Here is a 25,216-nt window from a genome sequence, read left to right on the forward strand (position 1 = left end):
TCAATGGAGGCCGACGGACCATTTACACAGCTTTACGCCACCGGTTGACTATCCGCCGGGAAGACCACGCCGGTCTGGCGACGAATTTCGCTCAGCAACTTCGCCGTGATGCGGCTCACTTCCAGACCCGGATGAGCCACCTCGTTGGCTTCGACCAGGCGAGCGAACTCCTCCGCTTCATACAGCATCGTATTGATATGCTGCGGCTGGGTGAGATCCTGAGGCTTGCCGCCGCGCGGCACGAAGCACACTTTCTGGCATTCGGAGATTTTTTCGATCACCAGCGCGCCGGCTTCGCCCTGAATTTCGCTGGGGATGGCGGAATCGCTGACCTTCGAGTGGTGCAGGGTGACATCAAAATCCCCGTAGCTGAGAACGACCGTGCCCTGGCCATCGACGCCGCTCTCCAGCAGACTGGCGGTTGCGTGCACCGCGCGAGGCTCGCCCCACAGCGCCACCGCGGAGGCCAGACAGTAAAAGCCGATGTCCATAATCGAGCCGTTAGAGAAGGCCGGATTGAAGGTATTGGGATTTTCGCCGTCGAGATAGCGCTGATAGCGGGAAGAGTACTGGCAGTAGTTAATAAAGGCTTTGCGCAGCTTGCCGATCTTGTCGAACGACTGTTTAAGCAGCTGGAAGTTTGGCAGGCTGGCGGTTTTGAACGCTTCGAAGAGCACCACGTTATTTTCCCGCGCCGTTTTGATCGCGGCTTCAACTTCCTGCAGGTTCGAGGCCAGCGGTTTTTCGCAAATCACGTGCTTTTTATGGCGCAGAAACAGGCGGGTTTGCGGGAAGTGCAGCGAGTTTGGGCTGGCGATATAGACCGCGTCAACGTCAGGGCTTTGCGCTAAATCTTCCAGCGAAGTGAACAGATGTTCGACGGGATAGTCGCTGGCGAAGGCCTGGGCTTGCTCAAGGCTGCGGGAGTAGATGGCGGTGAGTTTATATTTGCCGGTTTCATGGGCGGCATCGACAAACTGCTTGGTTATCCAGTTTGTGCCAACAACTGCGAAACGTATCATAAACGTTGACGAACTCCGTAAAAGGGACCTTTCGTCACTGTAGCACGCCATCATGACAAAACCAGTGCGCTATGGCGCAGAAGCTCGAAGAGTGGTGAGTTGTCTGATGTACGCATAAAGCGTACAATTAATGTGTACAATTCAAGCCGGGAGAAATTTATGCGCTCATACAGTACATCTGAAGCCAGACAGAATATTGCGGCCGTCATGGACGCCGCTGCCAGCGGAGAACCGATTGAAATTACACGGCGTGATGGAACGTCTAATGTTTTGATCAGTAAGGCGGAATATGAAACGTTTATGAATGCCAAACTTGATGCGGAGTTTGATTTTATTATGCAGCGACACGGCCGCACAGTTAAGGCGTTGACCGATCGATGAAATGGGTGAGCGCAAGCGAAGTCATTGCCTTTCATGATCGCATTTTACAACATCTCCCCGGCGTTAAAGGTATGTCCGATCCTGGTCGGGCGGAAGCCATAATTTATCGTGTACAGAACCGCTTTCACTATGAAGGGGTGAACGACATTTTTGAACTGGCTGCAACCTATTGGGTCGCTATCGCGCGTGGGCACATTTTTAATGATGGTAATAAGAGGACTGCTTTTTTTATCACCATGACGTTCCTGGCCCGCAATGGGTATCTTATCGCTGATGAAGATACCCGGTTGGAAGAACTCACTGTGCTGGCTGCGACAGGCGAAGCTACGGTAGTGGTTCTTGCTGATGCGTTACGGCAATTGGCGCTCTAACGAAAGCTGGGTCAGCCACAGGCGGGTATCAAACTCCAGCTGATGGTACTGCGGCTCCATATGGCAGCACAGCTGATAGAACGCTTTGTTGTGCTCTTTTTCCTTCAGGTGCGCCAGCTCGTGCACCACGATCATCCGCAGAAAATCCACCGGCGCATCGCGAAAGACGGTGGCGACGCGAATTTCGGCTTTGGCCTTCAGCTTGCCGCCCTGAACGCGGGAGATGGCGGTATGCAGGCCGAGCGCGTTGTTGAGCACGTGGATCTTGTTGTCGTACATCACCTTATTGATCGGCGCCGCGCCGCGCAGATAACGGGACTTCAGATCCTGGGTATACTGGTACAGCGCTTTATCGTTGTTGATATCGTGACCCTGCGGATAGCGCTTTTTCAGCACCTCGCCGAGACGGTTCTGTTCGATTAACGCGGTGACCTGCGCCAGCAGGGATTCAGGGTAGCCCTGGAGATAGGTTAAAGTGCTCATGCAGCCTGTTTGGGTCATTCAGCGACAACTGCCGGGGATTCTAGCACCCCGCGCGGGCAGGATGCCAGAAAGGCGGCGTTACTCGATTATCGCGTCTTCTACCGCCCGGTAGCTAAAGAAGTCAAACAGCGCCTCTTTACGATGCAGCATGCTATCCACGCAGGCCATGCCGACAAACGCGCCGGTAAACTCGCCGTAGCGGCTGTATTCATCGGAAAAACGCGAGGTGTCGTAGACCGCGCCGATGTTTTGGTATTTTTCGCCATCCGCGGACCACGAGCACCGTATCTCCCGGCCGTTAATCGCCATCGCCAGATAGACTTCTCCCTCCGCAAGGCGGATTTTCTGCGGGTCGTCGTGACGCTCGCCGTTATCCATATAAATGATGGCCAGCTGCGCTGCGCCGGAGGCTTCATCCCAGGTTTTATGCAAAAACAGATAGTTCATGTTGTCGTAGTAGAGCGTCAGGCCGGCGCTGTGCTGATAAATCTCCGGGCTGAAATCCATCTTCGTGACGATGGTGGCGTATACCGAGGTGAGCTTTTTCGCCAGCAGGCTGACTTTATTGAGCGAGCTCAGCGACTCCTGGCCACGTAAGGCAAGGTAGCCCGCTTTACGTTCAAGGCTGGTAAAGCGCTGAAAGCGGATCCGCGGCGCATAGAAGGCGTTATCCAGCGTCTGCCCATCAAAATCATCCCTGTCTGGTTTAGCCGGAAACGGCTGAGAAGGCAGATTAGACTCTTCCACCTGGTGCTGAGCGAGGTTTCCCCTGGCCGCCATGCGCAGCCAGCCATCGTCGCTCCATACCATCTTTTGTATCGCCGTCTCGCGGCCCAGCGGGCAGCGCAGCGCCTGGCGGAAGGGTCTGCTGCAAAGATGGGTTAACCAGACTTCGCCCGTCGGGGTCTCGACGTAGCTGCCGTGCCCGGCTTTTTGCAGATAGGTTTGCGGATTGAAGTAGTGTGGTTTGAGATGGTCTGCGTCGTGGCGCGCGTTAAAGTTCTCCGGCCAGGAGGTGACGATGGGGTTTTGCGGATCGCCTTCATAGGGGCCGGCGACCTGCGTTGCGCGCGCCATGGTGACCGCATGGCCGTAGCCGGTGCCGCCTTCGGCGACCATCAGGTAGTAATAGTCGCCGCGGCGCGTCAAATGCGGTGCTTCAATACAGCCGCGATCGGTACCGCCGCGCCAGATCCGCTGCGGATAGCCGACAACGCTTCGCGTTTGCGGCGAATACTCCACCAGGCAAATGGCGCCCGGTTTTTCGTAACCTTCGCGGGTTTCCCACTCCAGGGAAACGATCCATTTTTTTCCGTCGGTATCGTGCAAAATGGAGGCATCGAACCCGGCAGAGTGGAGATAAACCGGCTCACTCCACGGGCCGGTGATTTCACTGGCGGTAATAAGATAGTTATCTACATCGAAATAACGTGAATTCATGGAATTCATCACGCCATAAATAACGTAGAACAGCTTTTCCTCTTCACACCAGGTCAGGCTCGGTGCCCAAATGCCTTTGGCGGAGGGCAGCTTTTTTAAATCCGGATTATTATCATCGGTAAGAACGTGAGTAAGTAATTGCCAATGTTTTAAATCCCTCGAATGGTAAACCGGCAGACCGGGAAACCATTCAAAGGAAGAGACCGCCACATAATAATCATCGCCGCGCCGACAGATACTGGGGTCAGGATTAAAACCTTTAAAAACAGGATTCTGAATCATCGTATTTACCCTTAATGCGCAAAATATAGCGATGATTGTAAATAGGCGATGGCGACGGGGATATATAGACTCTGGCTATTTATATAATAAACGTCTACTTATCCGGTGATGCGGCTCACAAAAACGCGTTATTTCTCCGCCCGACGCCCTACGGCATCGGTGCTTCTGACTTTGTGACGGAAGGCCAGCGGGGTGTCGTTCATCATCTCTTTAAACTTGAGGCAGAAGTAGGCACTGTCGGTGAAGCCGGCGCTTTGCGAGATATCGCTAATCTTCAGGTCGGTGTTGGTCAGTAGATTGATAGCGATATTCAGTTTGCGCAGCAGCATAAATTTTTTGAAGCTGATGCCGAAGGCGGATTTAAAGGTGCGGGAAAACCAGGATTTCGACCACCGGCAGCGGCGGGCGGCTTCTTCGGTTGTCATCTCAAAATTTTCATTTTCATCAATAGATTGCAGAAGTTCGATCAGCTCGCTCAGATAGCGGTGGTTGGTGCGTTCGGTAATGGGGACGGAATCTTTCAGGCTATTAAAGGCGTGCAGCAGTACGCTCTGCATCAGGGAGCGAAACAGCGAATCGGTAAAGTCGCTGAACTCGCCGCACCAGCTCAGCAGCAGCTCCAGGCGCTCGGCTTCCTCGCCGGAAAGGTAAGCGACCGCGCCGCAGTGGGCGGCGGGGAGCGACAGGTCGTATCCCTCGAGCCACTCTTTTTCGAATTGCATAAGATAACGCTTGTGGCTGGCGGCGGCCGGGAGCGTCATTTCATGGATCAGTAAGGCGGGGACGAAAATCAGGGTATTGTTTTTTATCGTAAATTTCTCATCACCAATCGAATAGCTGCCCTCCGACTCTCGGAACCACATCAGTTCGTCCATCATATGAAAATGCGGGACTACGTTTATGCCATTGAAATCATTTATGTTATCTACCCGCAGGGTAAATAGCTCGCCGGCGCCCACGGGGATCTTTTCGAAAACGGGAGATTCATCACTCATCGGGTACACTCTTCTTATATTTAACAGGATGATTTATACATAATCGGTAAGCCCTAAGCAATAACGTACAGAGGACAAATATTAACGATCTTTCTGGCGGAGGCGCGATGAACACTGCCCGTATCAGTATTAAAGAAAAATTTAGCTATGGGTTAGGGGATACCGGCTGTAATTTAGTCTGGCAGACGGTGATGCTGTTTATGGCCTGGTTTTATACCGACGTATTTGGTTTAAGTCCGGCGCATATGGGGACCATGTTTCTCGCAGTCAGGGTATTAGATGCGGTCACCGATGTATTAATGGGGGCGGTGGCGGATCGTACCCGGACTAAATATGGGCAATTCCGCCCTTATATTTTATGGTTCGCGATTCCTTTTGGCGTACTTTGCTGCTTAACGTTTTATACGCCGGATTTTGGCTATACCGGCAAGCTGATTTACGCCTATGTTTCTTATACCTTATTATCGCTGGTCTATACGGCGATTAACGTTCCGTATTGCGCGATGATCAATAATATCTCTAACGATTCCCGCGAGCGCGTTTCGCTTCAGTCCTGGCGCTTTGCGCTCAGTACGCTCGGCGGTCTGATTGTCTCGCTGACCGCGCTGCCGCTGGTGGCCTGGCTGGGTCAGGGTAATGTGCAAAACGGCTATTTTTACACCATGATTGTGATGGGGTGCCTGAGCATCATTCTGTTCTTTATCTGCTTCGGCCTGACGAAAGAGCGCTACACCACGGATATCGCGGTCAACAATCAAAGCAGCATTCTTGACGATCTGAAAACCCTGCTCGCCAACAAGGACTGGCGCATTCTCTTCGCGCTCAACGTCGTTAACCTGATTGCGGTGCTGTTTAAAGGCGGGACCACGCTCTATTACGTCAACAACATTATGGGACGGGCGGATCTGGGCAGTCTGCTGCTGACCACCACCCTGGCTTCCGGCGTGCTGGGGGCGATGCTCTCCCCGTTTATCTTTAAAAATATTGATAAAGTGAAAGGGTTTAAAATCTCGATGGCCATCGAGGCGGCGCTGCTGATAGGCATGTACTTCGTCCCGGCGGGGAACGTGGCCGCTATCTTTGCGCTGGTGATTATCATCAATATTATTCAGCTGGCCGCCACGCCGCTGCAGTGGAGCATGCTGTCCGATATTATCGATGCGGAAGAGAAACGCAGCGGTAAAAAACTCAGCGGGATCGTTTTTTCAACAAACCTGTTTGCCATCAAGCTGGGGATCGCCATCGGCGGCGCGCTGGTGGGCTATATGCTGGCATGGGGCGACTACGTTGGCGGCGCAGCGCAGCAAACCGACTCCGCGCTGCAGATGATCGCGCTGCTGTTCACCGTCTTCCCCGGGGTACTGGTGGCGCTGCTGATTGTTATCATGAGCAAGTACAGCCTGGACGATAAACGCCTGTCGCGCCTGGCGCAGGACGACCTCCCGGCGTAACGGACTGTCGCCCGGCAGATGGAGATAATCGGCGCATCTCTATTCTACTGGGCGAAGTTTGCGTATAAACTCGCGGGTTTTAGAGTTCCGGAGGCACAAAGGCGATGAGCCAGGTAGAGTTAAACGGTGAGTTATTCACATTAGAGCGGTTCCCGCCGAATGCTGAAGAGGAAGCGCTTCAGGCGTGGGAAGCGGCGGATGAATATCTGCTGCAACAGGTGAATGACGTCGACGGCCTGACGCTCATTTTCAATGACAGCTTTGGCGCGCTGGGCTGCGCGCTGGCGGAACGCAACCCGGTAAGCATCAACGATTCCTACGTATCTGAGCTGGCGACCCGCTACAACCTGCGGATGAACGGCATTGATGAAGAGAGCGTACGTTTTCAGGATCCCCTGAGCGAACTGCCTGCCGCGCCGGCGCTGGTGCTCATTAAGGTTCCGAAGCAGCTGGCGCTGCTGGAGCAGCAGCTGCGCGCGCTGCGCGAGGTTGTCACGCCGGAAACCCGCATCATCGCCGCCGCGAAAGCGCGGGATGTCCACAATTCCACCCTGGCGCTGTTTGAGAAGATCCTCGGCACCACCACCACATCGCTGGCATGGAAAAAGGCGCGGCTGATTTTCTGTACCTTTACCGCGCCTGAGGTGGCCGATGCGCCGCAAACCTACAGCTGGCCGCTGGACGGTACGCCGTGGACGATTCACAACCACGCCAACGTGTTCGCCCGCAGCGGCCTGGATATTGGCGCGCGCTTCTTCCTGGAGCATCTGCCGGCAAATATTGAAGGCGAGATCGCCGATCTTGGCTGCGGCAACGGCGTGATTGGCCTGAAAGCGCTGGCTTTAAACCCGGACGCCCGGGTGATGTTTACCGATGAGTCCTATATGGCGGTCGCTTCCAGCCGGCTGAACGTCGAAACCAATATGCCGGATGACCTCGAGCGCTGCGAGTTTGTGGTGAATAACGCGCTGTCCGATATTGAGCCGGACCGCTTCGCCGCCATCCTCTGCAACCCGCCGTTTCATCAGCAGCATGCGATCACCGATCATATTGCCTGGCAGATGTTTAACGACGCCCGCCGCAGCCTGAAGTACGGCGGCGAGCTGTATGTCGTCGGCAACCGCCACCTCGATTATTTTCGCAAGCTGAAGCGCGCGTTCGGTAACTGCACGACGATCGCCACCAATAATAAATTTGTGGTGTTGAAAGCGACAAAGGTGCGCAAACAGCGCTGAGCGTTATCGGCTTTCCCGGTTTCCCCGGCTACCGGCCGGGTTTTCTTTCCCTAAATCGACAGCGCCAGCCGGGTGCCCTGAGCGATTGCCCGCCGGGCGTCCAGCTCCATCGCCACGTCGCAGCCGCCAATCAAATGCACCGTTTTACCCGCCGCCTGCAGCGGATCGGCCAGCTCGCGGCGGGGATCCTGACCGGCGCAGATAATCACATGATCAACGTTAAGCACCTGAGATTCGCCGCCGATCGTCACATGTAGGCCGGCATCATCGATCCGTTGATAGCTGACGCCGGGGATCATTTTGACGCCGCGGGCCAGCAGGGTGGCGCGGTGGATCCAGCCGGTGGTTTTCCCCAGCCCGTCGCCGGGCTTGCTGGTTTTGCGCTGCAGCATCACGATCTGGCGCGGGCTTTTAGCCAGCTGCATCCCCTCCGGGCGTAATCCGCCCGCGCTCTGCAGGCTGGTATCGATCCCCCATTCCGCACAGAACTCGTCGATATTCTGGCTGGTGGCGACGCCGGACTGGCTGAGGTACATGGCGGTATCAAAGCCGATCCCGCCGCAGCCGATAATCGCCACCTTCTCACCGACCGGCGCTTTATCACGCAGGACATCGAGGTAGCTCAGCACCTTCGGATGATCGATCCCGGCGATATCCGGCATCCGCGGGGCGATCCCGGTGGCGAGGATAATCTCATCAAATGCCCGCAGATCGTCGGCCGTCACCCGGGTTTCAAGCCGCAGCGCGACGCCGGTAAGATCCAGCATCCGGCGGTAATAACGCAGAGTTTCATGGAACTCCTCTTTGCCGGGGATCTGTTTGGCGATAGTAAACTGGCCGCCAATCTCATGGTGCCCGTCAAAGAGCGTCACCTGATGCCCGCGCGAGGCGGCGTTAACTGCAAAGGCCAGGCCGGCAGGACCGGCGCCGACTACCGCCAGCCGCTTCGGTGCGGTCGCGGGCGCTATCGGCATCAGGGTTTCATGGCAGGCGCGCGGGTTGACCAGACACGAGGTGACTTTACCGGCGAAGATCCGATCGAGGCAGGCCTGGTTGCAGCCAATACAGGTATTGATCTCATCCGCCCGCCCGCTCTGTGCTTTAGAGAGAAATTCGCTGTCGGCGAGGAAAGGGCGGGCCATCGATACCATGTCGGCGTCTCCGCGGGCCAGGATCGCCTCCGCCACGGCGGGATCGTTAATCCGGTTGGTGGTGACCAGCGGGATCGACACCGCGCCTTTCAGCTTGCGGGTGACCCAGCTAAATGCGCCGCGCGGTACCGGAGTGGCGATGGTGGGAATGCGCGCCTCGTGCCAGCCGATGCCGGTATTGATAATCGTGGCCCCGGCGGCCTCAATCGCTTTCGCCAGCGCGGTGACCTCCGCCAGGGTGCTGCCGCCGCTGACCAGGTCGAGCATCGACAGGCGGTAGACAATAATAAAATCGCTGCCCGCGCGCTCCCGCACGGCTCTGACCACCTCTACGGCAAAACGCATGCGTCGGGCGTAGTCGCCGCCCCACTGGTCGTCGCGCAGGTTGGTGCGCGCGGCAAGAAATTCGTTAATCAGATAGCCTTCCGAGCCCATCACTTCGACGCCGTCGTACCCGGCTTCCCGCGCCAGCTGGGCGCAGCGGGCAAAATCATCGATCAGCTGTAAGATCTCTTCGTGGCTCAGTTCGTGAGGCGTAAAGGGGTTGATCGGCGCCTGCAGCGCGGAAGGGGCCACCAGCTGCGGCTGGTAGCTGTAGCGCCCGGTATGCAGGATCTGCAGCGCGATTTTGCCGCCCTCTTCGTGTACCGCATCGGTGATATGGCGGTGATGAGCGAGATGGCTGGCGTCGTTAAGCACCGCGCCGCCCGCCATGGTGACGCCGGAAGGCGCCGGGGCAATCCCGCCGGTGACGATCAGCGCCACCCCGTGGCGGGCGCGCTCGGCGTAAAACGCCGCCAGCCGCTGTGCGCCGTCCGGCAGCTCCTCCAGGCCAGTGTGCATCGAGCCCATCAACACGCGGTTTTTGAGCGTTGTGAACCCCAGGTCAAGCGGGGCGAAAAGCGACGGGTAGCGGCTCATAATCTCTTCCAGTGTAAAATTATTGTTATGTGGTCGGATGAGTTACTAATTTAGCCGCCGCGGGCGAAAAGGGAAAAGGGGAGTGCGGCGATTGTGATGGGATTCAAAGAACGGCGGAAGGTTCTCCCTTACCCCGGCCCTCTCCCTCCGGGAGAGGGAGAAGGGCGGAATGGCGCTGGGGCCAGTTATGCCCGGACGGTTTCTTCTCCTGTAGGGGAGAGGCTTAGGGTGAGGGGGCAACAGGGGCACGGCGCGTCAGCCCCGGCGCCTGCCACATCGAGGTCGTTAATCCGCTGTCCACCAGACCGAGCTGCTCGGCGTACACCGACTGCCATTTGATCATCATCTCGTGATACAGCTCGCGATGCGCCTGATTGGGCGTAAATTCCCGGTGCCAGCTCACCAGCTTCTCGCCCGTCGCCGCCATATCGCCGTACAGCCCGGCACCGGCGCCGGCGGCGATCGCGCAGCCCAGCGCCGTCGCCTCGCGGACCTCCGGCACCCGCACCGGGAGGCCGGTGACATCGCTGAGGATCTGGCTCCACAGCGCGCCTTTTGAGCCCCCGCCCGCAAAGACCAGGCTGTCAAACTGCACGCCGGAAAACTGCGAAATTTGCGCCAGATTACAGGCAGAGACAATCGCCGCGTTCTCTTCCAGCGCGCGGAAGAGGGTGGCCTTATTGCATTTTTCCGGGTCGATGGAGAGGTTAATAAACGACGGCGCGGCGTGGTACCACTGCTTAAAGTGCATGGCGTCAGAGAAGATCGGCATCACCCCGTGGGAACCCGCCGGCACGCGGCTGGCCATCTCTTCGAGCAGGCTGTAGGCGTCGACGCCGAGGCGCCCGGCAATCAGCTTCTCCTCCGCGCAGAACGCGTCGCGGAACCAGCGCATGGTCAGGCCGGTGAAGAAGCTGATGGACTCCGCCTGCGCCATGCCGGGAATGACGTGCGGGTTAACGCGAATATTCATCTCCGGGTCAGTTCGGACTTCCGGCAGATTAACCACCTGCTGCCAGAAAGTGCCGCCGAGCACCGCCGTCTGCCCGGCGCGCACCACGCCGAGGCCCAGGCAGCCGAGCTGGACGTCGCCGCCGCCCATCACCACCGGAGTGCCCGCGCGCAGCCCGCTTTGCGCCGCCGCCGCGTCGGTCACCGCTCCCAGTACGCTGCCGGTCTCTTTGACCGGCGAGAGAATATCGGCCCGCAGCCCGGCCATATCCAGCAGCGCCGGGCGCCAGTCGCGGCTGAAGAGATCGAGCATGCCGGTCGTTCCGGCGTTAGAAGGGTCAACCGCCAGTTCGCCGGAAAGCTTTGCCGCCAGCCAGTCGCTGATCATGGTGATGGTCGCCGCTTTGCGGTAGATATCCGGGCGATGATGGGCCAGCCACAGCAGGCGCGGCATGGCGCTCAGTGCCAGGGTCTGCCCGGACACGCCGTACACTTCGGATTCAAAACGGTTGTCGTGGATCTCTTTGAGCTCCGCCACCTCGCGGCTGGCGCGGGCGTCAACGTTGGCGCAGGCCCAGATGGCCTCGCCGTTGCGGTCGTAAAGCACGATGCCTTCACGCATCGAGCAGCAGGCCACGGACTGAATATCCGCCGCAGAGAGATGGGCGGCGGCCAGCGCCTGACGGATACACTGGCAGGCCAGCTGCCAGTTGGTGCCAAGGTCGAACTCCATCGAGCCGGGGACATTGTCCACGCTCAGGTGCTTCCATTCGGCCTGGCCGACCGCTATCTGGCGGCCCTGGAGATCGAATACGACCGCCCGAATGCTGCCGGTCCCGGCATCTAACGCTAACAGGTAACTCATGACATGCGCCTCGCTCGTGTTGCGCGGCGCAGGGCCGTTATGAGGCCAGCGTCAGCACCGCGCGTGCTGTTGTCTCTTCCGTTACCAGGCCATTAATCCGCTTGCCGATAAGGGCCGCGTAAATCGCCTGCGCTTTTTCTGTGCCCCCGGCGACGCCCACGATGGTCGGCAGCTGCGCCAGCTCATCAAGGGTGACGCCGAGCAGTTCCCGATGGATCTCCAGCCCTTCAACCGGTTTGCCGTCGGCCTGCAGGAAATAACCTAAAATGTCGCCGACCGCGCCTTTGCGGGCGTACATCAGCTGTTCGCCTTCGCTGATATAGCCGGAGCGCAGGATGGTGGCGTCCCGGCGCTGGTCAATGGCGCCGATACCTACCACCGCCGCATCCGCCGCCGTCGCGGCCAGGATCACGTCGCGGACGCTCGATTCCCGGCGCAGGATCTCCGCCACATCCGCCGATGACACCCGCAGCGGCGCGGGGATCATGCTGACGCTACAGGCGGCATCCAGCTGGCCAATGCCGGTCATATACGGGCCCACGCCGCCGGAAAGCGTCACCAGCCGAACCTGCTGGGAGCCGATAAACCCGCTCAGGTGCTGTAGGCAGCTCATGGTGGCTTCGCCAAAGCCCACCGCCAGCAGCTGTCCCGGCTCCAGCACGCCCATTAACGATTGCGCCGCGCCAATCCCCAGGCGGGTGTTCATCGGCGGGGTATTCAGCGCCGGCAGCACGCGGGCAATTTTCAGACCGAAGCGCTGCTGAAGTTCGGTTTCCAGCGCCAGACAGCCCTCATAGCGCGAGTTAATCTGGACGCGGATCACCCCCGACTGGCGGCCTTTCTCCAGCAGGCGGGAGATCTTTAACCGCGGCAGCCCTAAACGCTCGCCGATGTCGTTCTGCGTCAGTCCGTCGTGGTAGTAACACCACGCCACCCGCGCCACCAGCTCCTCCTCGGCTAACGCCAGCCCGGCGTAGCGGCTCTCTTCCGTAATGCGTTTTTCGCTCATAAATTGAACTCTTATAAAAATTTAGATCATATGTTCGTTATTGCGCGGTCGGAAAATGTGAGCCGACTGGCAAAACGGATCTTTCGTTGTCCGCTGGTTTTCTTCAAACGATCGAAAGCATAAAACTGTGATCGTTGCACGGTTGTAAATATAGTTCACCGTCTACGCTTTTGAACATTATTAATTTAAAAAATCTTTTGTTCAAAATGAGGCGCGATGATGAAGCCACTGCTTGAAGCTCGCCAAATCGGCAAACAGTTCTCCGGCGTCACCGTGCTGAAGCAGATTGATTTCACGCTGCTTTCCGGCCAGGTGCACGCGCTGATGGGCGGTAACGGCGCCGGAAAATCGACGCTGATGAAGATTATCGCCGGGGTAGAGACCCCCGACAGCGGTGAGCTCATCCTCGGCGAACGTACATTTGCGCGCCTTACTCCCGCCCAGGCCCATCAGCAGGGCGTGTATCTGGTGCCGCAGGAACCGATGTTATTCCCCAATCTGACGGTGCGGGAAAATATTCTTTTTCGTCTGCCAAAGCGGGCGGATACCGAGGCCCGCCTGCAGGAAAAGCTTCAGCAGCTTAGCTGTCAGCTTAACCTTGAGGCGGCGGCCAGCACCCTGGAAGTCGCCGACCAACAAATGGTGGAGATCCTGCGCGGGCTGATGCGTGACGCGCAGATCCTGATCCTTGATGAACCCACCGCCTCATTGACGCCGGGGGAAACCGAGCGCCTGTTTCGCCAGATCCGCTCTTTGCAGGCGCTCGGCGTCGGGATCGTGTTTATCTCGCACAAGCTGCCGGAGATCCGCCAGGTCGCCAGCCACGTCTCGGTGATGCGCGACGGCGCGGTGGTGCTGAGCGGGGAAACCGCGCACTACGGCGACAACCAGCTGATCGGCGCAATGACGCCCGTCAGCCGCGATCGTGCGCTGAGCGACACGCAAAAGCTGTGGCTGGCGCTGCCGGGCAATCGCCGCACTCAGGCGCAGGATTTCCCGGTCCTTAGAGTAGAAGATCTGACCGGAGAAGGTTTTATCGATCTCAACCTGGAGATCCGCGCCGGGGAGATCGTCGGCCTCGCCGGGCTGGTCGGATCCGGGCGCACCGAATTTGCCGAAACGCTCTACGGTCTGCGACCGGCGCGCGCCGGGCGGGTATGGCTGGAAAACCGCGATATCAGCCGCGACAGTACGCGCGCCAGGCTGGCCTGCGGGCTGGTCTATCTGCCGGAGGACAGGCAGGTTTCCGGGCTGTTTCTCGATGCGCCGGTGCGCTGGAACACGGTGATGTTTAACCAGCCGTCGCTGTGGCAGCAGAACAGGCGCGAAGCGGCGGTGGTGGAGCGCTATCACCGGGCGCTGGGGATCAAAATGGCCGATGGCGATCGCCCGGTGCGCACGCTCTCCGGCGGTAACCAGCAGAAGGTACTGCTGGCGCGCTGCCTGGAGGCTAACCCGCTGCTGCTGATCGTCGATGAGCCGACCCGCGGCGTGGACGTTTCCGCCCGCGCCGACATCTATCAGCTGTTGAAAAGCGTCGCCGCGCAGAACGTGGCGGTATTGATGATCTCCAGCGATCTCGACGAGTTCGTTGGCCTGGCCGATCGGGTGCTGGTGATGCATCAGGGCAGGCAGAGCGGCGAGCTGGCGCAGCAGGCGGTCAGCGTTGACCGGATGATGACCCTGGCCTTCGGAGGACAGGCATGAAAACGTTATTAAAGAATCGTGAACTGAGCGCCTTTCTCGCCATCGTGGTGCTGTTTGCCGGGCTGGTGGCGCTCAACCCGGCTTATTTCAGTTTGCAAACCCTGGCTATGATCTTTGCCAGCGCGCAAATCCTTTGCCTGCTGGCGCTGGGGGCGACGCTGGTGATGCTGACCCGCAATATCGACGTTTCGGTAGGCTCCACCGTCGGCCTGAGCGCTATCGCGACAGGCGTGGCGCTAAATAGCGGGTATGGCCTGATGACCGCCATCGCCTTCGCGCTGGCGATCGGCGCGCTGGCCGGCGCCTTTAACGGCCTGCTGGTGGTGGGGCTGCGCATCCCGGCGATTGTCGCCACCCTCGGCACCCTCGGGCTTTATCGCGGGGTGATGCTGCTGTGGACCGGCGGTAAGTGGATTGAAGGCTTGCCGAACAGCCTGAAGGCGCTGTCGGAACCGGCGTTCATCGGTATTTCGCCGCTGGGCTGGCTGGTGCTGGCGCTGCTGCTGGCGGGCGGCTGGATACTGTCGCGCACCGCCTTTGGCCGTGATTTTTACGCCGTCGGCGATAACCTCGCCGCGGCCCGCCAGCTCGGGGTGGCGGTGAACCGCACGCGGATGCTGGCATTTACCCTTAACGGCATGCTGGCGGCCTGCGCCGGGATTGTGTTCGCCGCGCAGATTGGCTTTGTGCCCAATCAGACCGGCAGCGGCCTGGAGATGAAGGCCATCGCCGCCTGCGTGCTCGGCGGGATCTCGCTGCTTGGCGGTACCGGCACGCTGCTGGGCGCTTTTCTCGGCGCCTTCTTCCTCACCCAAATTGACACCGTGCTGGTGCTGTTCCGTCTCCCGGCGTGGTGGAACGACTTCATCGCCGGCCTGGTGCTGCTCGGCGTACTGGTGCTCGACGGGCGGCTGCGTCAGGCGCTGGCCCGCCATCAGCGGGCGCTGAAGTACAGCCGCTTTCAGCCCGGTAATAAAGGGGGCAAGCGCGTGGCCCCGTTTCCCGAACGCAAAAACAAAGAGGTGGCGTAAATGAAGCTCAACTGGGAAAGCGCGCTGCTGGCGCTACTGGTGCTGGAGATCCTGCTGTTTGGCGCCCTGAATCCGCGCATGCTGGATCTCAATATGCTGCTGTTCAGTACCAGCGACTTTATCTGCATTGGCATCGTGGCGCTGCCGCTGACGCTGGTAATTATCAGCGGCGGGATTGATATTTCGCTCGGTTCCACCATCGGCCTGTGCGCCATCGCGCTGGGGGTGATGATGCAGGCGGGCTGGCCCATGAGTCTCGCGATCCCCCTGACGCTGCTGCTCGGCCTGCTGTGCGGGTTGCTGAACGCGGCGCTGATTCATTACACCGGCATTAGCCCGCTGGTGATTACGCTTGGCACCCTGTACCTCTACGGCGGCGGCGCGCTGCTGCTTTCTGGCATGGCCGGGGCAACCGGCTACGAAGGCATCGGCGGATTCCCGGATAGCTTTACCGCCTTCGCCAACCTGACCCTGTTCGGCCTGCCGATACCGCTGGTGCTGTTCGCCGTTATCACCTTTTTCTTCTGGCTGCTGGCCCACCGCGGGCGCTTTGGGCGGCACCTTTTTCTGCTCGGGCAGAACCCGCGCGCCGCGCGCTACGCCGCGCTTTCCGTTAACGGGATGCCCTACGCGCTGTATGGCCTGGTGGGCGTGGCGTCGGCGGTAGCGGCGCTGGTGATGGTCTCCTATTTCGGCTCGGCGCGCTCGGACTTAGGCCGCGACCTGCTGATGCCGGCGCTGACCGCCGCGGTGCTCGGCGGGGCCAATATCTACGGCGGTTCCGGCTCGATCGTCGGCACGGCGCTGGCCGCGCTGCTGGTGGGCTATTTACAACAAGGTTTGCAAATGGTCGGCATCCCCAACCAGGTGTCGAGCGCGCTGTCAGGGGCGCTGTTGGTTGTGGTGGTGATGGGGCGTTCGCTGAGCCTGCACCGTGAATGGGTGCGGATGAGCTGGCGGCGTCTTTTCTCGCGTAAAACAATCGGAGCATAAAATGAAAACAAAACTGATCGTGCTGGCGATGGCGCTGGGTATGGCATCGGCCCAGGCGGCGGACCGTATCGCCTTTATTCCTAAGCTGGTTGGCGTCGGCTTCTTTACCAGCGGCGGTAACGGCGCGAAAGAGGCGGGCAAAGCGCTCGGCGTGGACGTCACCTACGACGGCCCGACCGAACCGAGCGTCTCCGGCCAGGTGCAGCTGATCAACAACTTCGTCAACCAGGGCTACAACGCAATTATCGTCTCCGCCGTATCGCCGGACGGGCTGTGCCCGGCGCTGAAGCGGGCGATGCAGCGCGGGGTGAAGGTCCTGACCTGGGACTCCGATACCAAACCAGAGTGCCGCAGCATCTATATCAACCAGGGGACGCCGCAGCAGCTCGGCGGCCTGCTGGTGGAGATGGCGGAAAAGCAGGTGACGAAGCCTGGCGCCAAAGTGGCGTTTTTCTACTCCAGCCCGACGGTGACCGACCAGAACCAGTGGGTAAAAGAGGCGAAGGCCAAAATCGAAAAAGCGCATCCGCAGTGGGAAGTGGTGACCACGCAGTTTGGCTATAACGACGCCACTAAATCGCTGCAAACCGCCGAGGGGATCTTAAAAGCGTACCCGGATCTCGACGCCATTATCGCCCCGGACGCCAACGCGCTTCCGGCGGCCGCCCAGGCGGCAGAGAACCTCAAGCGCCAGGGCGTGGCGATTGTCGGCTTTAGTACCCCGAACGTGATGCGCCCCTACGTGGAGCGCGGCACGGTAAAAGCCTTCGGCCTGTGGGACGTGGTGCAGCAGGGCAAGATCGCGGTTAACGTCGCCGATCGTCTGCTGAAAAAGGGCGATCTTAACGTCGGCGACAGCGTTGATGTGAAAGATCTCGGCGCCCTGAAAGTCGAGCCCAACAGCGTGCAGGGCTATCAGTATGAAGCGAAAGGCAACGGCATCGTGCTGTTGCCGGAGCGGGTGGTGTTCACCAAAGAGAATATCAATAACTACGATTTCTGATGGAGGATGAGATGGCTGATTTAGACGATATCAAAGAGGGAAAAAACTTCGGCTTAGACCGTCCGCAGCAGAATACGCTCTATACGCTGAAGGGCTGCGGGTCGCTGGAGTGGGGGATGCAGTCGCGGCTGGCGCGTATCTTCAACCCGCAGAGCAACCGTACGGTGATGCTGGCGTTCGACCACGGCTATTTTCAGGGGCCGACCACCGGGCTGGAGCGTATCGATCTCTCTATTGCGCCGCTGTTCGAAGAGACCGACGTGCTGATGTGCACCCGCGGCGTGCTGCGCAGTCAGGTGCCGGCGGCGACCAACAAACCGGTGGTGCTGCGCGCTTCCGGCGGCAACTCGATCCTCAGCGAACTTTCCAACGAGTGCGTGGCGGTGGCGATGGAGGACGCGCTGCGCCTGAACGTCTGCGCGGTGGCGGCGCAGGTCTATATCGGCAGCGAGCATGAGCATCAGTCGATCAACAACATTATCAAGCTGGTGGACGCCGGCAACCGCTACGGTATGCCGGTGCTGGCGGTAACCGGCGTGGGCAAAGAGATGACGCGCGACGCCCGCTACTTCTCGCTGGCCAGCCGCATTGCCGCCGAAATGGGGGCGCAGTTCGTGAAAACCTACTTTGTTGAGGAAGGCTTTGAGAAAGTCACCGCCAGCTGCCCGGTGCCGATCGTCATCGCCGGGGGCAAAAAGCTGCCGGAGCAGGAGGCGCTGGAGATGTGCTGGCGGGCGATCGACCAGGGGGCTTCCGGCGTGGATATGGGGCGGAATATCTTCCAGTCCAGCGCGCCGCGCGCGATGCTGAAGGCGGTGAAAAAAGTGGTGCATGAGAACCTGAGCGCCCGCGAGGCGTATCAATTCTGGCAGGAGGAAAAACAGGGAGAGCTGCAATGAACGTAACGCTGGTGGAAATCAATATCAAACCGGAACGGGTCGACGAGTTTCTTGAGGTGTTCCGCGCCAACCACGAAGGGGCGCTGCAGGAGCCGGGCAATCTGCGCTTTGACGTCCTGCAGGACCCGGAGGTGAAGACGCGCTTTTTTATCTATGAAGCCTATATCGACGATGACGCGGTGCTGGCGCACAAGAAAACTCCGCACTATCTGGCCTGCGTGGCGAAGCTGGAGGCGTTGATGTCGCAGCCGCGGCAGAAGCGCAGCTTTATCGGCCTGCTGCCGGAGGTGTAAGACGAGCCCTCACCCCGGCCCTTTCCTGAAGGGCTGAGGTACCCCAGAAAAATTAAAAGCACGGTGAAGTGCGAGCTGCTGGTTGCGCTAACAAAACAGCAGAGACTTCATCGTGCATTTATTACAGTCTGCCAGAAGCGCTTTTCCACATCTCTACACGGTATCCATTCCTTCCGTACTAATGTGCTTACTGATATGGCTACGGCTTGTTGTCATGTCGACTTTTTGACATACGGCCACAGGATGGACAGGCACGTTTACGGCCATCGATCCGGCTATCGTTATTCTCGGTAACAGGCCGCATTCGCCAGTGGCGACATATAGATGGATTGTCGAACAGATTTATGGTGCACTGAAATAACAACGAAAAAATGAAAAGGGACTCAACAGAGTCCCTTTTTTTAATTATAAACTGCTTGCAATATAAACCCTACTATCATTGTCGGTATGGAAATAATCCATAAAACTGCTTCTATTTTAAAACCAATAGTCAATTTTTTTGGTAAATTGTTTATATAATCATATTGTTCTTTTGTCATATCATGATTGGATATTTTATTATATGGCAATGTTAATGTTTCTATAATGAATCCAATTTTTGCAAAATATGCACCTGGCGTGACTATTAAACTAGCCTCTTTTGCTAATGCTGCTGTTATTGGTAGCCGTGAATATTTATTAATATAAAGCGAAACGATTTTTCTGTAGGCAATCTTATTAATAAATGAAATTATCATAATTAATAACATGCCAAGCATAGAAAATGCCACCAGATAAACAATGAAATTCGGATTGCTATTTAAAAAGTTTCTCATAAAGAATATCCCCTCCAAAAGATTCACCTAAATCTTCTGCTCCTCCTTCAACTAGCTTTGCTGCTCCTAGCGAAGCTCCCACTCCTGTAACTAAACATAAGCCAGCGCCTAATGCGCCAACTTCAGAAGTTACTATTCCCAGTATCCACATACAGGCTCCACGGGCAGCCCATCCACTTGCACTACCAACAGCAGCACTTCCAATTTGCTTAAACCCAAATTTACTATATTCAGTAATAGCTGCCTTACGGCATTCACTTTCTCGCCCCTTCGAACATGCATCATAAACATTTGAAGTATAACTTGCAAAATCTAAACCTATGCCCACATACCCTACTGTTTTCATAATCTTCATAAGTTTAGCTGACTGTTCAATATATGTTGCATATCCTTCTATATTATCAACACCTGTTCTATCCCAGCGGTGCATAATAGATCTTGTTGACAAGCCTAACGCTCTTTTAATGCTCTGATATTCGCCTAAGTTTAACTGTGCTTTTGAGAATTTAGTTAAAACCAAATCAAGTTGTTTGAATAACCTTGTCCTTTGACCAAAAAACTCTTGACCTGAAATAATACCTCTGTTGCGATTGTAAGTGTTTTTATATAAATCTTCAATCTCAACCAAAATTCTATTGATTTCATCATAATAACTTTTTCCTATTTCACTGATATAGCCTAATCCATCACCAGCTTTACCTAAATTATCGGCAAAAAGCTGATATGAAAATGCATCTACCGCCCCTCTGTTATCATGCAATAACTTTGCTTCCTGAACTGTCAGAGGTGCCAATGCTGCATCAATTCTGTCTCTTGCTCGCTGTAGCGTCTCAACCTGTTCTGGTTCCTGCTTTTCAGGATCCACCACGATTAATATCGAACCAGGCTTTTTCTTCATTTCTGGATTCAGTTGATAATAGAGTTCTCGTGTTCCCGCTGGAGGCGTAGTGAAAAGATACGGTTCATATGATGCGGGAGTCGCGCCATAGGGCAGTACGCAAAAGCCTGCATCTACGGGGTCACGCTTTTCCTGCGGTTTTGTAGGCGCTTCAGCAAGTTCTACCACGGGTGTAACGGGTTTTGGTGCTGGTGATGATTCTGATAATGATTGTGAGTGTATGGGTGAAGTGGGCCGGGTAGCACTCGCAGTACTTTTAATAGCTTCAGATTCATATCCATAAATACAATCAGTAAAAGAATTTATAAAATAGCATTTGCAAGCACATGTCCCTCTGCTATGTGCAGTTCCAGCTGCTGCAACGCCATGTATAAAATAATTAGGTATGCCTCCCGCAATATGATATATTTTTTTATCAACTCCACATATATATTTATCACCATTACGTGCTGTGGCCTGACCGTGTATAGAATGATTATCACATCCTTCTATAATACTACCACCACAGGTTGTTCTATCACCACGCACTAAAAAATAGCCAATGCCCATAATGACCTCATTTAATCAAAGTTAAATCTTCTGGATTATTAAAAATCCAGTTGTTTTTCCATGTGGTAATATATTGGCAGTCTTCTATACTGTTAGATTCAATTAAGCTTAAATTATTGTATGCAAGTAAGGCTTGTTCCTGAATGATTTCATTATTCGAACCTGCAAGGAATTCAGTATAATCTTTAAAATCTGCAAATCTTGATTTCCAGTATTTTTCAAAGTGTTCTATGACGTTTGATGGTATTCTTAATATGGCATGACCATTTTCATTTGCTACAGCATTGGAGTTATAAGTAATCGGAATCGTAACCTGTACAAGATGATGTCCTGAATACATTAATTGATTATCTTTATTAGCCCAAAAACCTGCACTCAGCAATACATTATAATCTTCACTTTTTTTAACACGCTGATTATGAATCATCATTTCTTTAATGTTAAATTCATTCAGGGAATAAACTGCCCATTTTTCACTGAATTTTTTCTCCAGATGTATACTGTATATTGTAGCTTCTATTCTGGATAAAAATACCATTACCCCCTCTAAATTTGCATTGTATTTTCTCCAAAGTGGCTCTAACGTTTTTTCTTTTTTGTTTGTATTGCTGTTATATAGATCAACAACGCGCCCTGGAACCCATAATTCGTGCTGACATATATACTGATGGATGTTTTTATCTTCCTGGAGAAAGTACATGCGTGATTCACCACTCTAATGAAAGACTGAACATCACACATTTTTATAATTAAATAATGCGGTCGTGATCACATAAATAATAAAAGGAATCTGAATTTCTTCAATGAAATTCAGACCAGGAATTCATATTTAGTTAATAATTATCTGGTGAATGATTCAGCGAAACTTTTGATGCTTAACTAGCATTTCAATTTCTTTAAGCCCATTAACTGATAACAATAAATTTAAAGCTTATCTTTTTACTCAGTGAGTTATAACAAGTCCGCGATTAAATTATAGTCAATGATTTTGAATACCCCTCTCCCTGGGGGAGAGGGGTAGGGTGAGGGCAATATTCTATGGCTTACGGAAAAACTCGTTATACAGCATGTACAGATGCGCCGCGCTCCAGGAGAAGTTCGGCGCGCCCTGCTGAGCGCCGGTGAGCGGATTGTAGTTCTCCTGAATCGGGCCATCGGAGGTTAACCCCCGGGCGTGCCTGAAGAAGGCGTCCGCCAGCTGCAGCGCCTCTTCGCGGTGGCCGTAGCGCTCCATCCCTTTCAGGCCGAACCAGAACTGGTCCACCCACACGCGGCCGCGCCAGTAAATATCCGCGCCAAACGCCGGATTCGTTAATGCGGCGGTACCCAGCGGTACGAAAGTATTGAACTCTTTGTTGTCCAGCATCACCGAAATGACGTCATCGGCATGCGCCTGAGTGGCCGCGCCGTTGAACAGCGGTGACCAGCCCTCCGGCCCTTTGCCGCGCTCGACGATCGGCTTACCGGCACAGCCGTTTGCCAGCGGCTGTGCTTCAATGCGAATGTCGTAATAGAATTTGCTCTGCGGGTCGAACATGCAGGTGTTGATATAGTCGGCGAGCTTTTGCGCCAGCGCCCGGTAGCGTTTTGCCTCCTCCGGCTTGCCGAGAAGGGTCGCCATCTCCGCCAGATAGTGGTTGTCGCTGTACATATAGCTGGCCTGATCGACCGATTCCTGCAGCAGCGAATAGCCGAGCAGATTGCCGCTTTTATCCCGGTTTTCAGCAAATTTCACCGTCCAGTCGCTGCGTTTGCCGCCGTCGGCGATGTATTTATCCAGCTGATCTTTATCGATAAAGCCGAAGACCGCCGAGTCGTCGCGCCCCGACTCCCAGGAGGCGGCCACCTGTGCCGGGATCTCCAGGCTGTCGTAATCGCCCTTCGCCGTCACCTGCTCGTAGGTTTTCAGGCCGGAAAGCGTCCGTTCTTTATCGCCCTTTTTCACGGTAAACAGCATCGCGCCATCGGCGGTGTTGTGCGCTTTATCGCGGGTCGCGCCGTACTCCGGCACGCCGTTGCCGTTGTGGTCGCGGTTGCGCAGCCACCAGTCATGGTAGGCCACCAGCTTCGGGTACATTTCCGCCAGCCAGGCTTTATCTTTCGTGACGTTATAGACTTCCATCACCGACCAGGCCGCCAGGCTCGGTTTGGTATTTCGCTCGTTCCAGTTGCTGCCGTCGCCGCCGCGCTCCGGGCTCAGGTTCCAGGCGATCAGATCCGGAATGAACCCGGCATCCTGCGGCCGCACTTTATCGTCGGCGGCAATCTGCCAGGAGAAGACGGCACGGATGTTCTCTTTCGCGATCTCCGGGTTGAAGTGGGCCATGGCGTAGGCCTGCTTCCAGGTATCCCACGGCCAGGTCTGGTTGCCGGAGAACCAGCGCCCGGTTACCGAAGGCGTGACGGTGTTGTGCTTTACGGCGCCGCCCGGCGCGCGCCAGTTGCCGTTAAGGGTTTCGATCGCTTTCACCGCCACCCGGGTTTGCTGCGCCGTGGCATCAGGATTGGTCAGCCCCTTTTGCAGATAGCCGTTCCAGCGCGCCTCGGAAGCGCGCAGATAGTGCGCCGGTCGCGCCAGAATATCGCGGATTTGCGCTTTCTCAAGGCGCACCTGCTCGGCGTTCAGCAGGTGCGAATAGGTGGTATAGAGCGTGGTCGAGCCGTTGATTTGCGCGCTGCTGGTGAATCGATGGCCATCGATTTGGGTGACCGTCGGCAGGGAGCGATGGATCTGATACTGCGATTCGCCGGAGGTCATTAAATCCGATGCGGAACGGACTTTACCGAAGCTGACCGTCAGTCCGTCGTGGGTCGCGCTCAGGCGGCGCTGATAGTCCGGGAAGGCCTGGTCGATGGTTTGCGTTGACTGCGGTTTCCCTTCTTTGGCGGAGAGCGTCTCCAGCAGCTCGCCGTCCCAGACCAGCTTAAGCGGACCGCTGCTGGTGATTTTAGTCTCCAGTAAAGACGTGTGCGCGCTGGCAAAGCGCAGGGTCATCTCGATCTGTACGCCGGGCGCGGAGAGCGTTTGCACCAGCGCCCCGGGCAGGCTCCAGGCCTGCATGGTGAAGGCCACTTTTTTGCCGTTCTGGTACACCGTCAGGCGATCGAAATGGGTCGCCATAAAGTTGATGTACTCCTCGGTGAGCAGCGCGGGCCCCGGAAGGCTGCCCATGGTGGCTGGACCGTCCGGCAGCAGATGCCCATGCCATGCGCCCAAATCGAAAAACGGGTTGAAACGCTGGTGGTCGTCGCCATCGAAATCCTGCATCGCCTGCGGCGCGCCGCTGCGGTTGATAACATTTTTAAAGTCATCCGCGGTCAGCGCGTGAGCGGAAAAGCTTAGCAGCAGGGCGCAGGCCAGCGGCGTCAGAGTGGTGATGATTTTCACGGTATTGATATCCCTTTTTACCAATAGAAATATTGCATCAGGAAAACCTGGTCGCTCGGGTCTCCGGAGGCGTTTTTCATGTAGAAGCGGCTGTCCGCGGCGGTCGCGAACCGTCCGCCGCCATATTCGTACCAGATGCCGAACTGCATAAACGAGGTGGTTTCCTCGGCGGCGCGATCCGGGCGGTGTTTGGCGTAGCTATAGGCGGTAGAGAGATACACGCCCTTGAGCGCTTCATACATGGCGCTGGCCATAAAGCCGGTCTCCGTTCCCGGCACGTTTTGCCCCCTGGCGCGCCCGGTATGGTGCCAGGCGCGGGCGGCGAGGTTGGGGGTGAGAATACCGGTTAACAAGAGCTGACCGGTACCGTCGGTCAGCTCAAGACCGTTCATCCAGGTGACCTTTTCGGCAATATCGTACTGGACGTAGCCGTTGATCATCGCCGGGTAGGTATATTTATCGTCGTAGCGGTCGTATTTGCCGAAATGGAGCCACGCTTTGCTTTCATCGTGGTGCCCGGCGGGCGTGGCGGTCACGCTGTAGCGAAAATCTCCCGCCAGGTTCTGCACCTTGAGCGCGTACATAATATCGCGCGTATTGGGGATCACGTAGCCGAGGTCGGGTGTGAAATCGCCCCACCACTGCAGATCGTCGAGCGATGAATCCTGGCGCAGGCTGAGCATAATCTCGGTGCTGCTATCGGTTTTATATCCGCCGTAGAGGCGGTTTATTCCACCTTCAAATCCGCCCCAGCCGTGGTCCGGTACCCAGGCATTCCCCTGACGATCGGCCTGGACCGTCCAGCCTTCGCCATAAATTAAGCCAAACCAGCTGCCGTGCTTTATTTCCAGCCCGCCTTCAATATAGGTGCCATCGCTATATTTATGTTTATCCTCGCCTTCTAAATCCATATATCCGCCGACCCCCAGTTCACCGTAAAAACGATAGGAAGTGGCGCTCAGTTGAGGCGTTTTCATATCATCATGTTCCGCCGGGTGAGCAACATCAGCCGCTATGGCAGGTGTGCAGAAGGCCAGGGCGGCAAGCGCCCCGTAAATCAAGTTATTCTTTTTCATCGCATTA

The 25,216-nt window shown here is 56.3% G+C and carries 22 protein-coding genes and 1 pseudogene; 11 read left to right on the top strand and 12 right to left on the bottom strand.

Annotated features, from left to right (window positions below):
- Nucleotides 1–32 precede the first annotated feature (32 nt).
- A complete protein-coding gene (locus SIK97_RS27865) occupies nucleotides 33–1,022 on the bottom strand; it encodes a Gfo/Idh/MocA family protein (protein ID WP_057173194.1) in 990 nt (329 codons plus the stop codon).
- Between the two features lie 159 nt (nucleotides 1,023–1,181).
- Here SIK97_RS27865 and SIK97_RS27870 point away from each other — a divergent pair, with 159 nt between their 5' ends.
- Complete coding sequence (locus SIK97_RS27870; RefSeq protein WP_004105957.1) at nucleotides 1,182–1,403, top strand: type II toxin-antitoxin system Phd/YefM family antitoxin; 222 nt, start codon at nucleotides 1,182–1,184, stop codon at nucleotides 1,401–1,403.
- Complete coding sequence (locus tag SIK97_RS27875) at nucleotides 1,400–1,774, top strand: type II toxin-antitoxin system death-on-curing family toxin (RefSeq protein ID WP_004105955.1); 375 nt, start codon at nucleotides 1,400–1,402, stop codon at nucleotides 1,772–1,774. Before SIK97_RS27870 ends, SIK97_RS27875 begins: the two co-directional genes overlap by 4 nt.
- Here SIK97_RS27875 and SIK97_RS27880 read toward each other — a convergent pair.
- From SIK97_RS27880 to SIK97_RS27890, 3 genes are all read right to left on the bottom strand, one after another.
- Nucleotides 1,754–2,257 (bottom strand): M48 family metallopeptidase, encoded by a 504-nt coding sequence (locus tag SIK97_RS27880; protein WP_025108311.1) that lies wholly within the window; start codon nucleotides 2,255–2,257, stop codon nucleotides 1,754–1,756. The genes SIK97_RS27875 and SIK97_RS27880 overlap by 21 nt on opposite strands.
- Nucleotides 2,258–2,335: 78 nt before the next feature.
- The gene (locus tag SIK97_RS27885; protein WP_057173195.1) at nucleotides 2,336–3,979 is read right to left on the bottom strand and encodes a glycoside hydrolase family 43 protein; all 1,644 of its coding nucleotides are present in this window, start codon (nucleotides 3,977–3,979) and stop codon (nucleotides 2,336–2,338) included.
- A gap of 128 nt (nucleotides 3,980–4,107) precedes the next feature.
- Complete coding sequence (locus tag SIK97_RS27890; RefSeq protein ID WP_038423701.1) at nucleotides 4,108–4,974, bottom strand: helix-turn-helix domain-containing protein; 867 nt, start codon at nucleotides 4,972–4,974, stop codon at nucleotides 4,108–4,110.
- A 107-nt stretch (nucleotides 4,975–5,081) separates the two neighbouring features.
- On the opposite strand from SIK97_RS27890, the gene SIK97_RS27895 reads away from it, so the two are divergent.
- Together SIK97_RS27895 and rlmG are read left to right on the top strand one after the other, a co-directional pair.
- The gene (locus SIK97_RS27895) at nucleotides 5,082–6,425 is read left to right on the top strand and encodes a glycoside-pentoside-hexuronide (GPH):cation symporter (RefSeq protein WP_004854424.1); all 1,344 of its coding nucleotides are present in this window, start codon (nucleotides 5,082–5,084) and stop codon (nucleotides 6,423–6,425) included.
- A 104-nt stretch (nucleotides 6,426–6,529) separates the two neighbouring features.
- Nucleotides 6,530–7,660, top strand: a complete 1,131-nt coding sequence (rlmG, locus tag SIK97_RS27900) for a 23S rRNA (guanine(1835)-N(2))-methyltransferase RlmG (RefSeq protein ID WP_014839608.1) — start codon at nucleotides 6,530–6,532, stop codon at nucleotides 7,658–7,660.
- A gap of 50 nt (nucleotides 7,661–7,710) precedes the next feature.
- Here the strand turns inward: rlmG and SIK97_RS27905 are convergent, their stop codons facing one another.
- The 3 genes from SIK97_RS27905 to lsrR form a co-directional block, all read right to left on the bottom strand.
- Entirely contained in the window at nucleotides 7,711–9,732 is a 2,022-nt protein-coding gene (locus SIK97_RS27905; protein ID WP_047722892.1) for an NADPH-dependent 2,4-dienoyl-CoA reductase, read from the bottom strand.
- Between the two features lie 223 nt (nucleotides 9,733–9,955).
- Nucleotides 9,956–11,548 (bottom strand): autoinducer-2 kinase, encoded by a 1,593-nt coding sequence (gene lsrK / locus SIK97_RS27910; RefSeq protein ID WP_032751364.1) that lies wholly within the window; start codon nucleotides 11,546–11,548, stop codon nucleotides 9,956–9,958.
- A gap of 37 nt (nucleotides 11,549–11,585) precedes the next feature.
- Nucleotides 11,586–12,557, bottom strand: coding sequence for a transcriptional regulator LsrR (lsrR, locus tag SIK97_RS27915; protein WP_004105944.1), 972 nt, complete (start codon nucleotides 12,555–12,557; stop codon nucleotides 11,586–11,588).
- Between the two features lie 219 nt (nucleotides 12,558–12,776).
- Here lsrR and lsrA point away from each other — a divergent pair, with 219 nt between their 5' ends.
- The 7 genes and pseudogenes from lsrA to SIK97_RS27950 all read left to right on the top strand — a co-directional run.
- Complete coding sequence (lsrA, locus tag SIK97_RS27920) at nucleotides 12,777–14,264, top strand: autoinducer 2 ABC transporter ATP-binding protein LsrA (protein WP_014226925.1); 1,488 nt, start codon at nucleotides 12,777–12,779, stop codon at nucleotides 14,262–14,264.
- Nucleotides 14,261–15,295, top strand: a complete 1,035-nt coding sequence (gene lsrC, locus SIK97_RS27925; RefSeq protein WP_014226924.1) for an autoinducer 2 ABC transporter permease LsrC — start codon at nucleotides 14,261–14,263, stop codon at nucleotides 15,293–15,295. Before lsrA ends, lsrC begins: the two co-directional genes overlap by 4 nt.
- Nucleotides 15,296–16,288, top strand: coding sequence for an autoinducer 2 ABC transporter permease LsrD (lsrD, locus tag SIK97_RS27930; RefSeq protein WP_014226923.1), 993 nt, complete (start codon nucleotides 15,296–15,298; stop codon nucleotides 16,286–16,288).
- 1 nt (nucleotide 16,289) lies between these two features.
- The gene (gene lsrB, locus SIK97_RS27935; RefSeq protein ID WP_014839604.1) at nucleotides 16,290–17,291 is read left to right on the top strand and encodes an autoinducer 2 ABC transporter substrate-binding protein LsrB; all 1,002 of its coding nucleotides are present in this window, start codon (nucleotides 16,290–16,292) and stop codon (nucleotides 17,289–17,291) included.
- A gap of 11 nt (nucleotides 17,292–17,302) precedes the next feature.
- Nucleotides 17,303–18,190 (top strand): 3-hydroxy-5-phosphonooxypentane-2,4-dione thiolase, encoded by an 888-nt coding sequence (gene lsrF, locus SIK97_RS27940; RefSeq protein WP_004125444.1) that lies wholly within the window; start codon nucleotides 17,303–17,305, stop codon nucleotides 18,188–18,190.
- Nucleotides 18,187–18,483, top strand: a complete 297-nt coding sequence (gene lsrG, locus SIK97_RS27945) for a (4S)-4-hydroxy-5-phosphonooxypentane-2,3-dione isomerase (protein ID WP_004854408.1) — start codon at nucleotides 18,187–18,189, stop codon at nucleotides 18,481–18,483. The genes lsrF and lsrG overlap by 4 nt, the downstream gene beginning before the upstream one ends.
- A 238-nt stretch (nucleotides 18,484–18,721) precedes the next feature.
- Nucleotides 18,722–18,844: pseudogene (locus SIK97_RS27950) on the top strand (hypothetical protein); the annotation flags it as partial.
- A 40-nt stretch (nucleotides 18,845–18,884) separates the two neighbouring features.
- On the opposite strand, the gene SIK97_RS27955 reads toward SIK97_RS27950, so the two are convergent.
- The 5 genes from SIK97_RS27955 to ygjJ all read right to left on the bottom strand — a co-directional run bounded on the left by SIK97_RS27955 (nucleotide 18,885) and on the right by ygjJ (nucleotide 25,209).
- A complete protein-coding gene (locus SIK97_RS27955; protein WP_014226920.1) occupies nucleotides 18,885–19,298 on the bottom strand; it encodes a hypothetical protein in 414 nt (137 codons plus the stop codon).
- Nucleotides 19,279–20,745 (bottom strand): PAAR domain-containing protein, encoded by a 1,467-nt coding sequence (locus tag SIK97_RS27960; RefSeq protein ID WP_047722894.1) that lies wholly within the window; start codon nucleotides 20,743–20,745, stop codon nucleotides 19,279–19,281. The genes SIK97_RS27955 and SIK97_RS27960 overlap by 20 nt, the downstream gene beginning before the upstream one ends.
- A 7-nt stretch (nucleotides 20,746–20,752) precedes the next feature.
- Nucleotides 20,753–21,445 (bottom strand): hypothetical protein, encoded by a 693-nt coding sequence (locus tag SIK97_RS27965; RefSeq protein WP_223852514.1) that lies wholly within the window; start codon nucleotides 21,443–21,445, stop codon nucleotides 20,753–20,755.
- A 336-nt stretch (nucleotides 21,446–21,781) separates the two neighbouring features.
- On the bottom strand, nucleotides 21,782–24,133 hold the full coding sequence (gene ygjK / locus SIK97_RS27970; RefSeq protein WP_057173296.1) for an alpha-glucosidase: 2,352 nt from the start codon (nucleotides 24,131–24,133) through the stop codon (nucleotides 21,782–21,784).
- Nucleotides 24,134–24,150: 17 nt separating this feature from the next.
- Nucleotides 24,151–25,209 carry a protein YgjJ gene (gene ygjJ, locus SIK97_RS27975; protein WP_057173294.1) on the bottom strand — a complete coding sequence of 353 codons (1,059 nt, stop codon included), beginning with the start codon at nucleotides 25,207–25,209 and terminating at the stop codon, nucleotides 24,151–24,153.
- Nucleotides 25,210–25,216 lie beyond the last annotated feature (7 nt).

It is taken from the genome of Klebsiella sp. JN_Kp126 (genome assembly GCF_033843325.1).
GTDB lineage: Bacteria > Pseudomonadota > Gammaproteobacteria > Enterobacterales > Enterobacteriaceae > Klebsiella > Klebsiella michiganensis.

What these genes read in the sequence shown, in the direction of transcription:
- SIK97_RS27960 (WP_047722894.1), bottom strand. Translation starts at nt 20,745, where the DNA reads ATGGGCATTGGCTATTTTTTAGTGCGTGGTGATAGAACAACCTGTGGT.
- ygjJ (WP_057173294.1), bottom strand. Translation starts at nt 25,209, where the DNA reads ATGAAAAAGAATAACTTGATTTACGGGGCGCTTGCCGCCCTGGCCTTC.
- lsrB (WP_014839604.1), top strand. Translation starts at nt 16,290, where the DNA reads ATGAAAACAAAACTGATCGTGCTGGCGATGGCGCTGGGTATGGCATCG.
- lsrD (WP_014226923.1), top strand. Translation starts at nt 15,296, where the DNA reads ATGAAGCTCAACTGGGAAAGCGCGCTGCTGGCGCTACTGGTGCTGGAG.
- rlmG (WP_014839608.1), top strand. Translation starts at nt 6,530, where the DNA reads ATGAGCCAGGTAGAGTTAAACGGTGAGTTATTCACATTAGAGCGGTTC.
- SIK97_RS27880 (WP_025108311.1), bottom strand. Translation starts at nt 2,257, where the DNA reads ATGAGCACTTTAACCTATCTCCAGGGCTACCCTGAATCCCTGCTGGCG.
- lsrC (WP_014226924.1), top strand. Translation starts at nt 14,261, where the DNA reads ATGAAAACGTTATTAAAGAATCGTGAACTGAGCGCCTTTCTCGCCATC.
- lsrG (WP_004854408.1), top strand. Translation starts at nt 18,187, where the DNA reads ATGAACGTAACGCTGGTGGAAATCAATATCAAACCGGAACGGGTCGAC.
- SIK97_RS27885 (WP_057173195.1), bottom strand. Translation starts at nt 3,979, where the DNA reads ATGATTCAGAATCCTGTTTTTAAAGGTTTTAATCCTGACCCCAGTATC.
- SIK97_RS27875 (WP_004105955.1), top strand. Translation starts at nt 1,400, where the DNA reads ATGAAATGGGTGAGCGCAAGCGAAGTCATTGCCTTTCATGATCGCATT.
- SIK97_RS27890 (WP_038423701.1), bottom strand. Translation starts at nt 4,974, where the DNA reads ATGAGTGATGAATCTCCCGTTTTCGAAAAGATCCCCGTGGGCGCCGGC.
- SIK97_RS27965 (WP_223852514.1), bottom strand. Translation starts at nt 21,445, where the DNA reads ATGTACTTTCTCCAGGAAGATAAAAACATCCATCAGTATATATGTCAG.
- lsrK (WP_032751364.1), bottom strand. Translation starts at nt 11,548, where the DNA reads ATGAGTTACCTGTTAGCGTTAGATGCCGGGACCGGCAGCATTCGGGCG.
- SIK97_RS27955 (WP_014226920.1), bottom strand. Translation starts at nt 19,298, where the DNA reads ATGAGAAACTTTTTAAATAGCAATCCGAATTTCATTGTTTATCTGGTG.
- lsrA (WP_014226925.1), top strand. Translation starts at nt 12,777, where the DNA reads ATGAAGCCACTGCTTGAAGCTCGCCAAATCGGCAAACAGTTCTCCGGC.
- lsrF (WP_004125444.1), top strand. Translation starts at nt 17,303, where the DNA reads ATGGCTGATTTAGACGATATCAAAGAGGGAAAAAACTTCGGCTTAGAC.
- SIK97_RS27895 (WP_004854424.1), top strand. Translation starts at nt 5,082, where the DNA reads ATGAACACTGCCCGTATCAGTATTAAAGAAAAATTTAGCTATGGGTTA.
- lsrR (WP_004105944.1), bottom strand. Translation starts at nt 12,557, where the DNA reads ATGAGCGAAAAACGCATTACGGAAGAGAGCCGCTACGCCGGGCTGGCG.
- SIK97_RS27870 (WP_004105957.1), top strand. Translation starts at nt 1,182, where the DNA reads ATGCGCTCATACAGTACATCTGAAGCCAGACAGAATATTGCGGCCGTC.
- SIK97_RS27865 (WP_057173194.1), bottom strand. Translation starts at nt 1,022, where the DNA reads ATGATACGTTTCGCAGTTGTTGGCACAAACTGGATAACCAAGCAGTTT.
- SIK97_RS27905 (WP_047722892.1), bottom strand. Translation starts at nt 9,732, where the DNA reads ATGAGCCGCTACCCGTCGCTTTTCGCCCCGCTTGACCTGGGGTTCACA.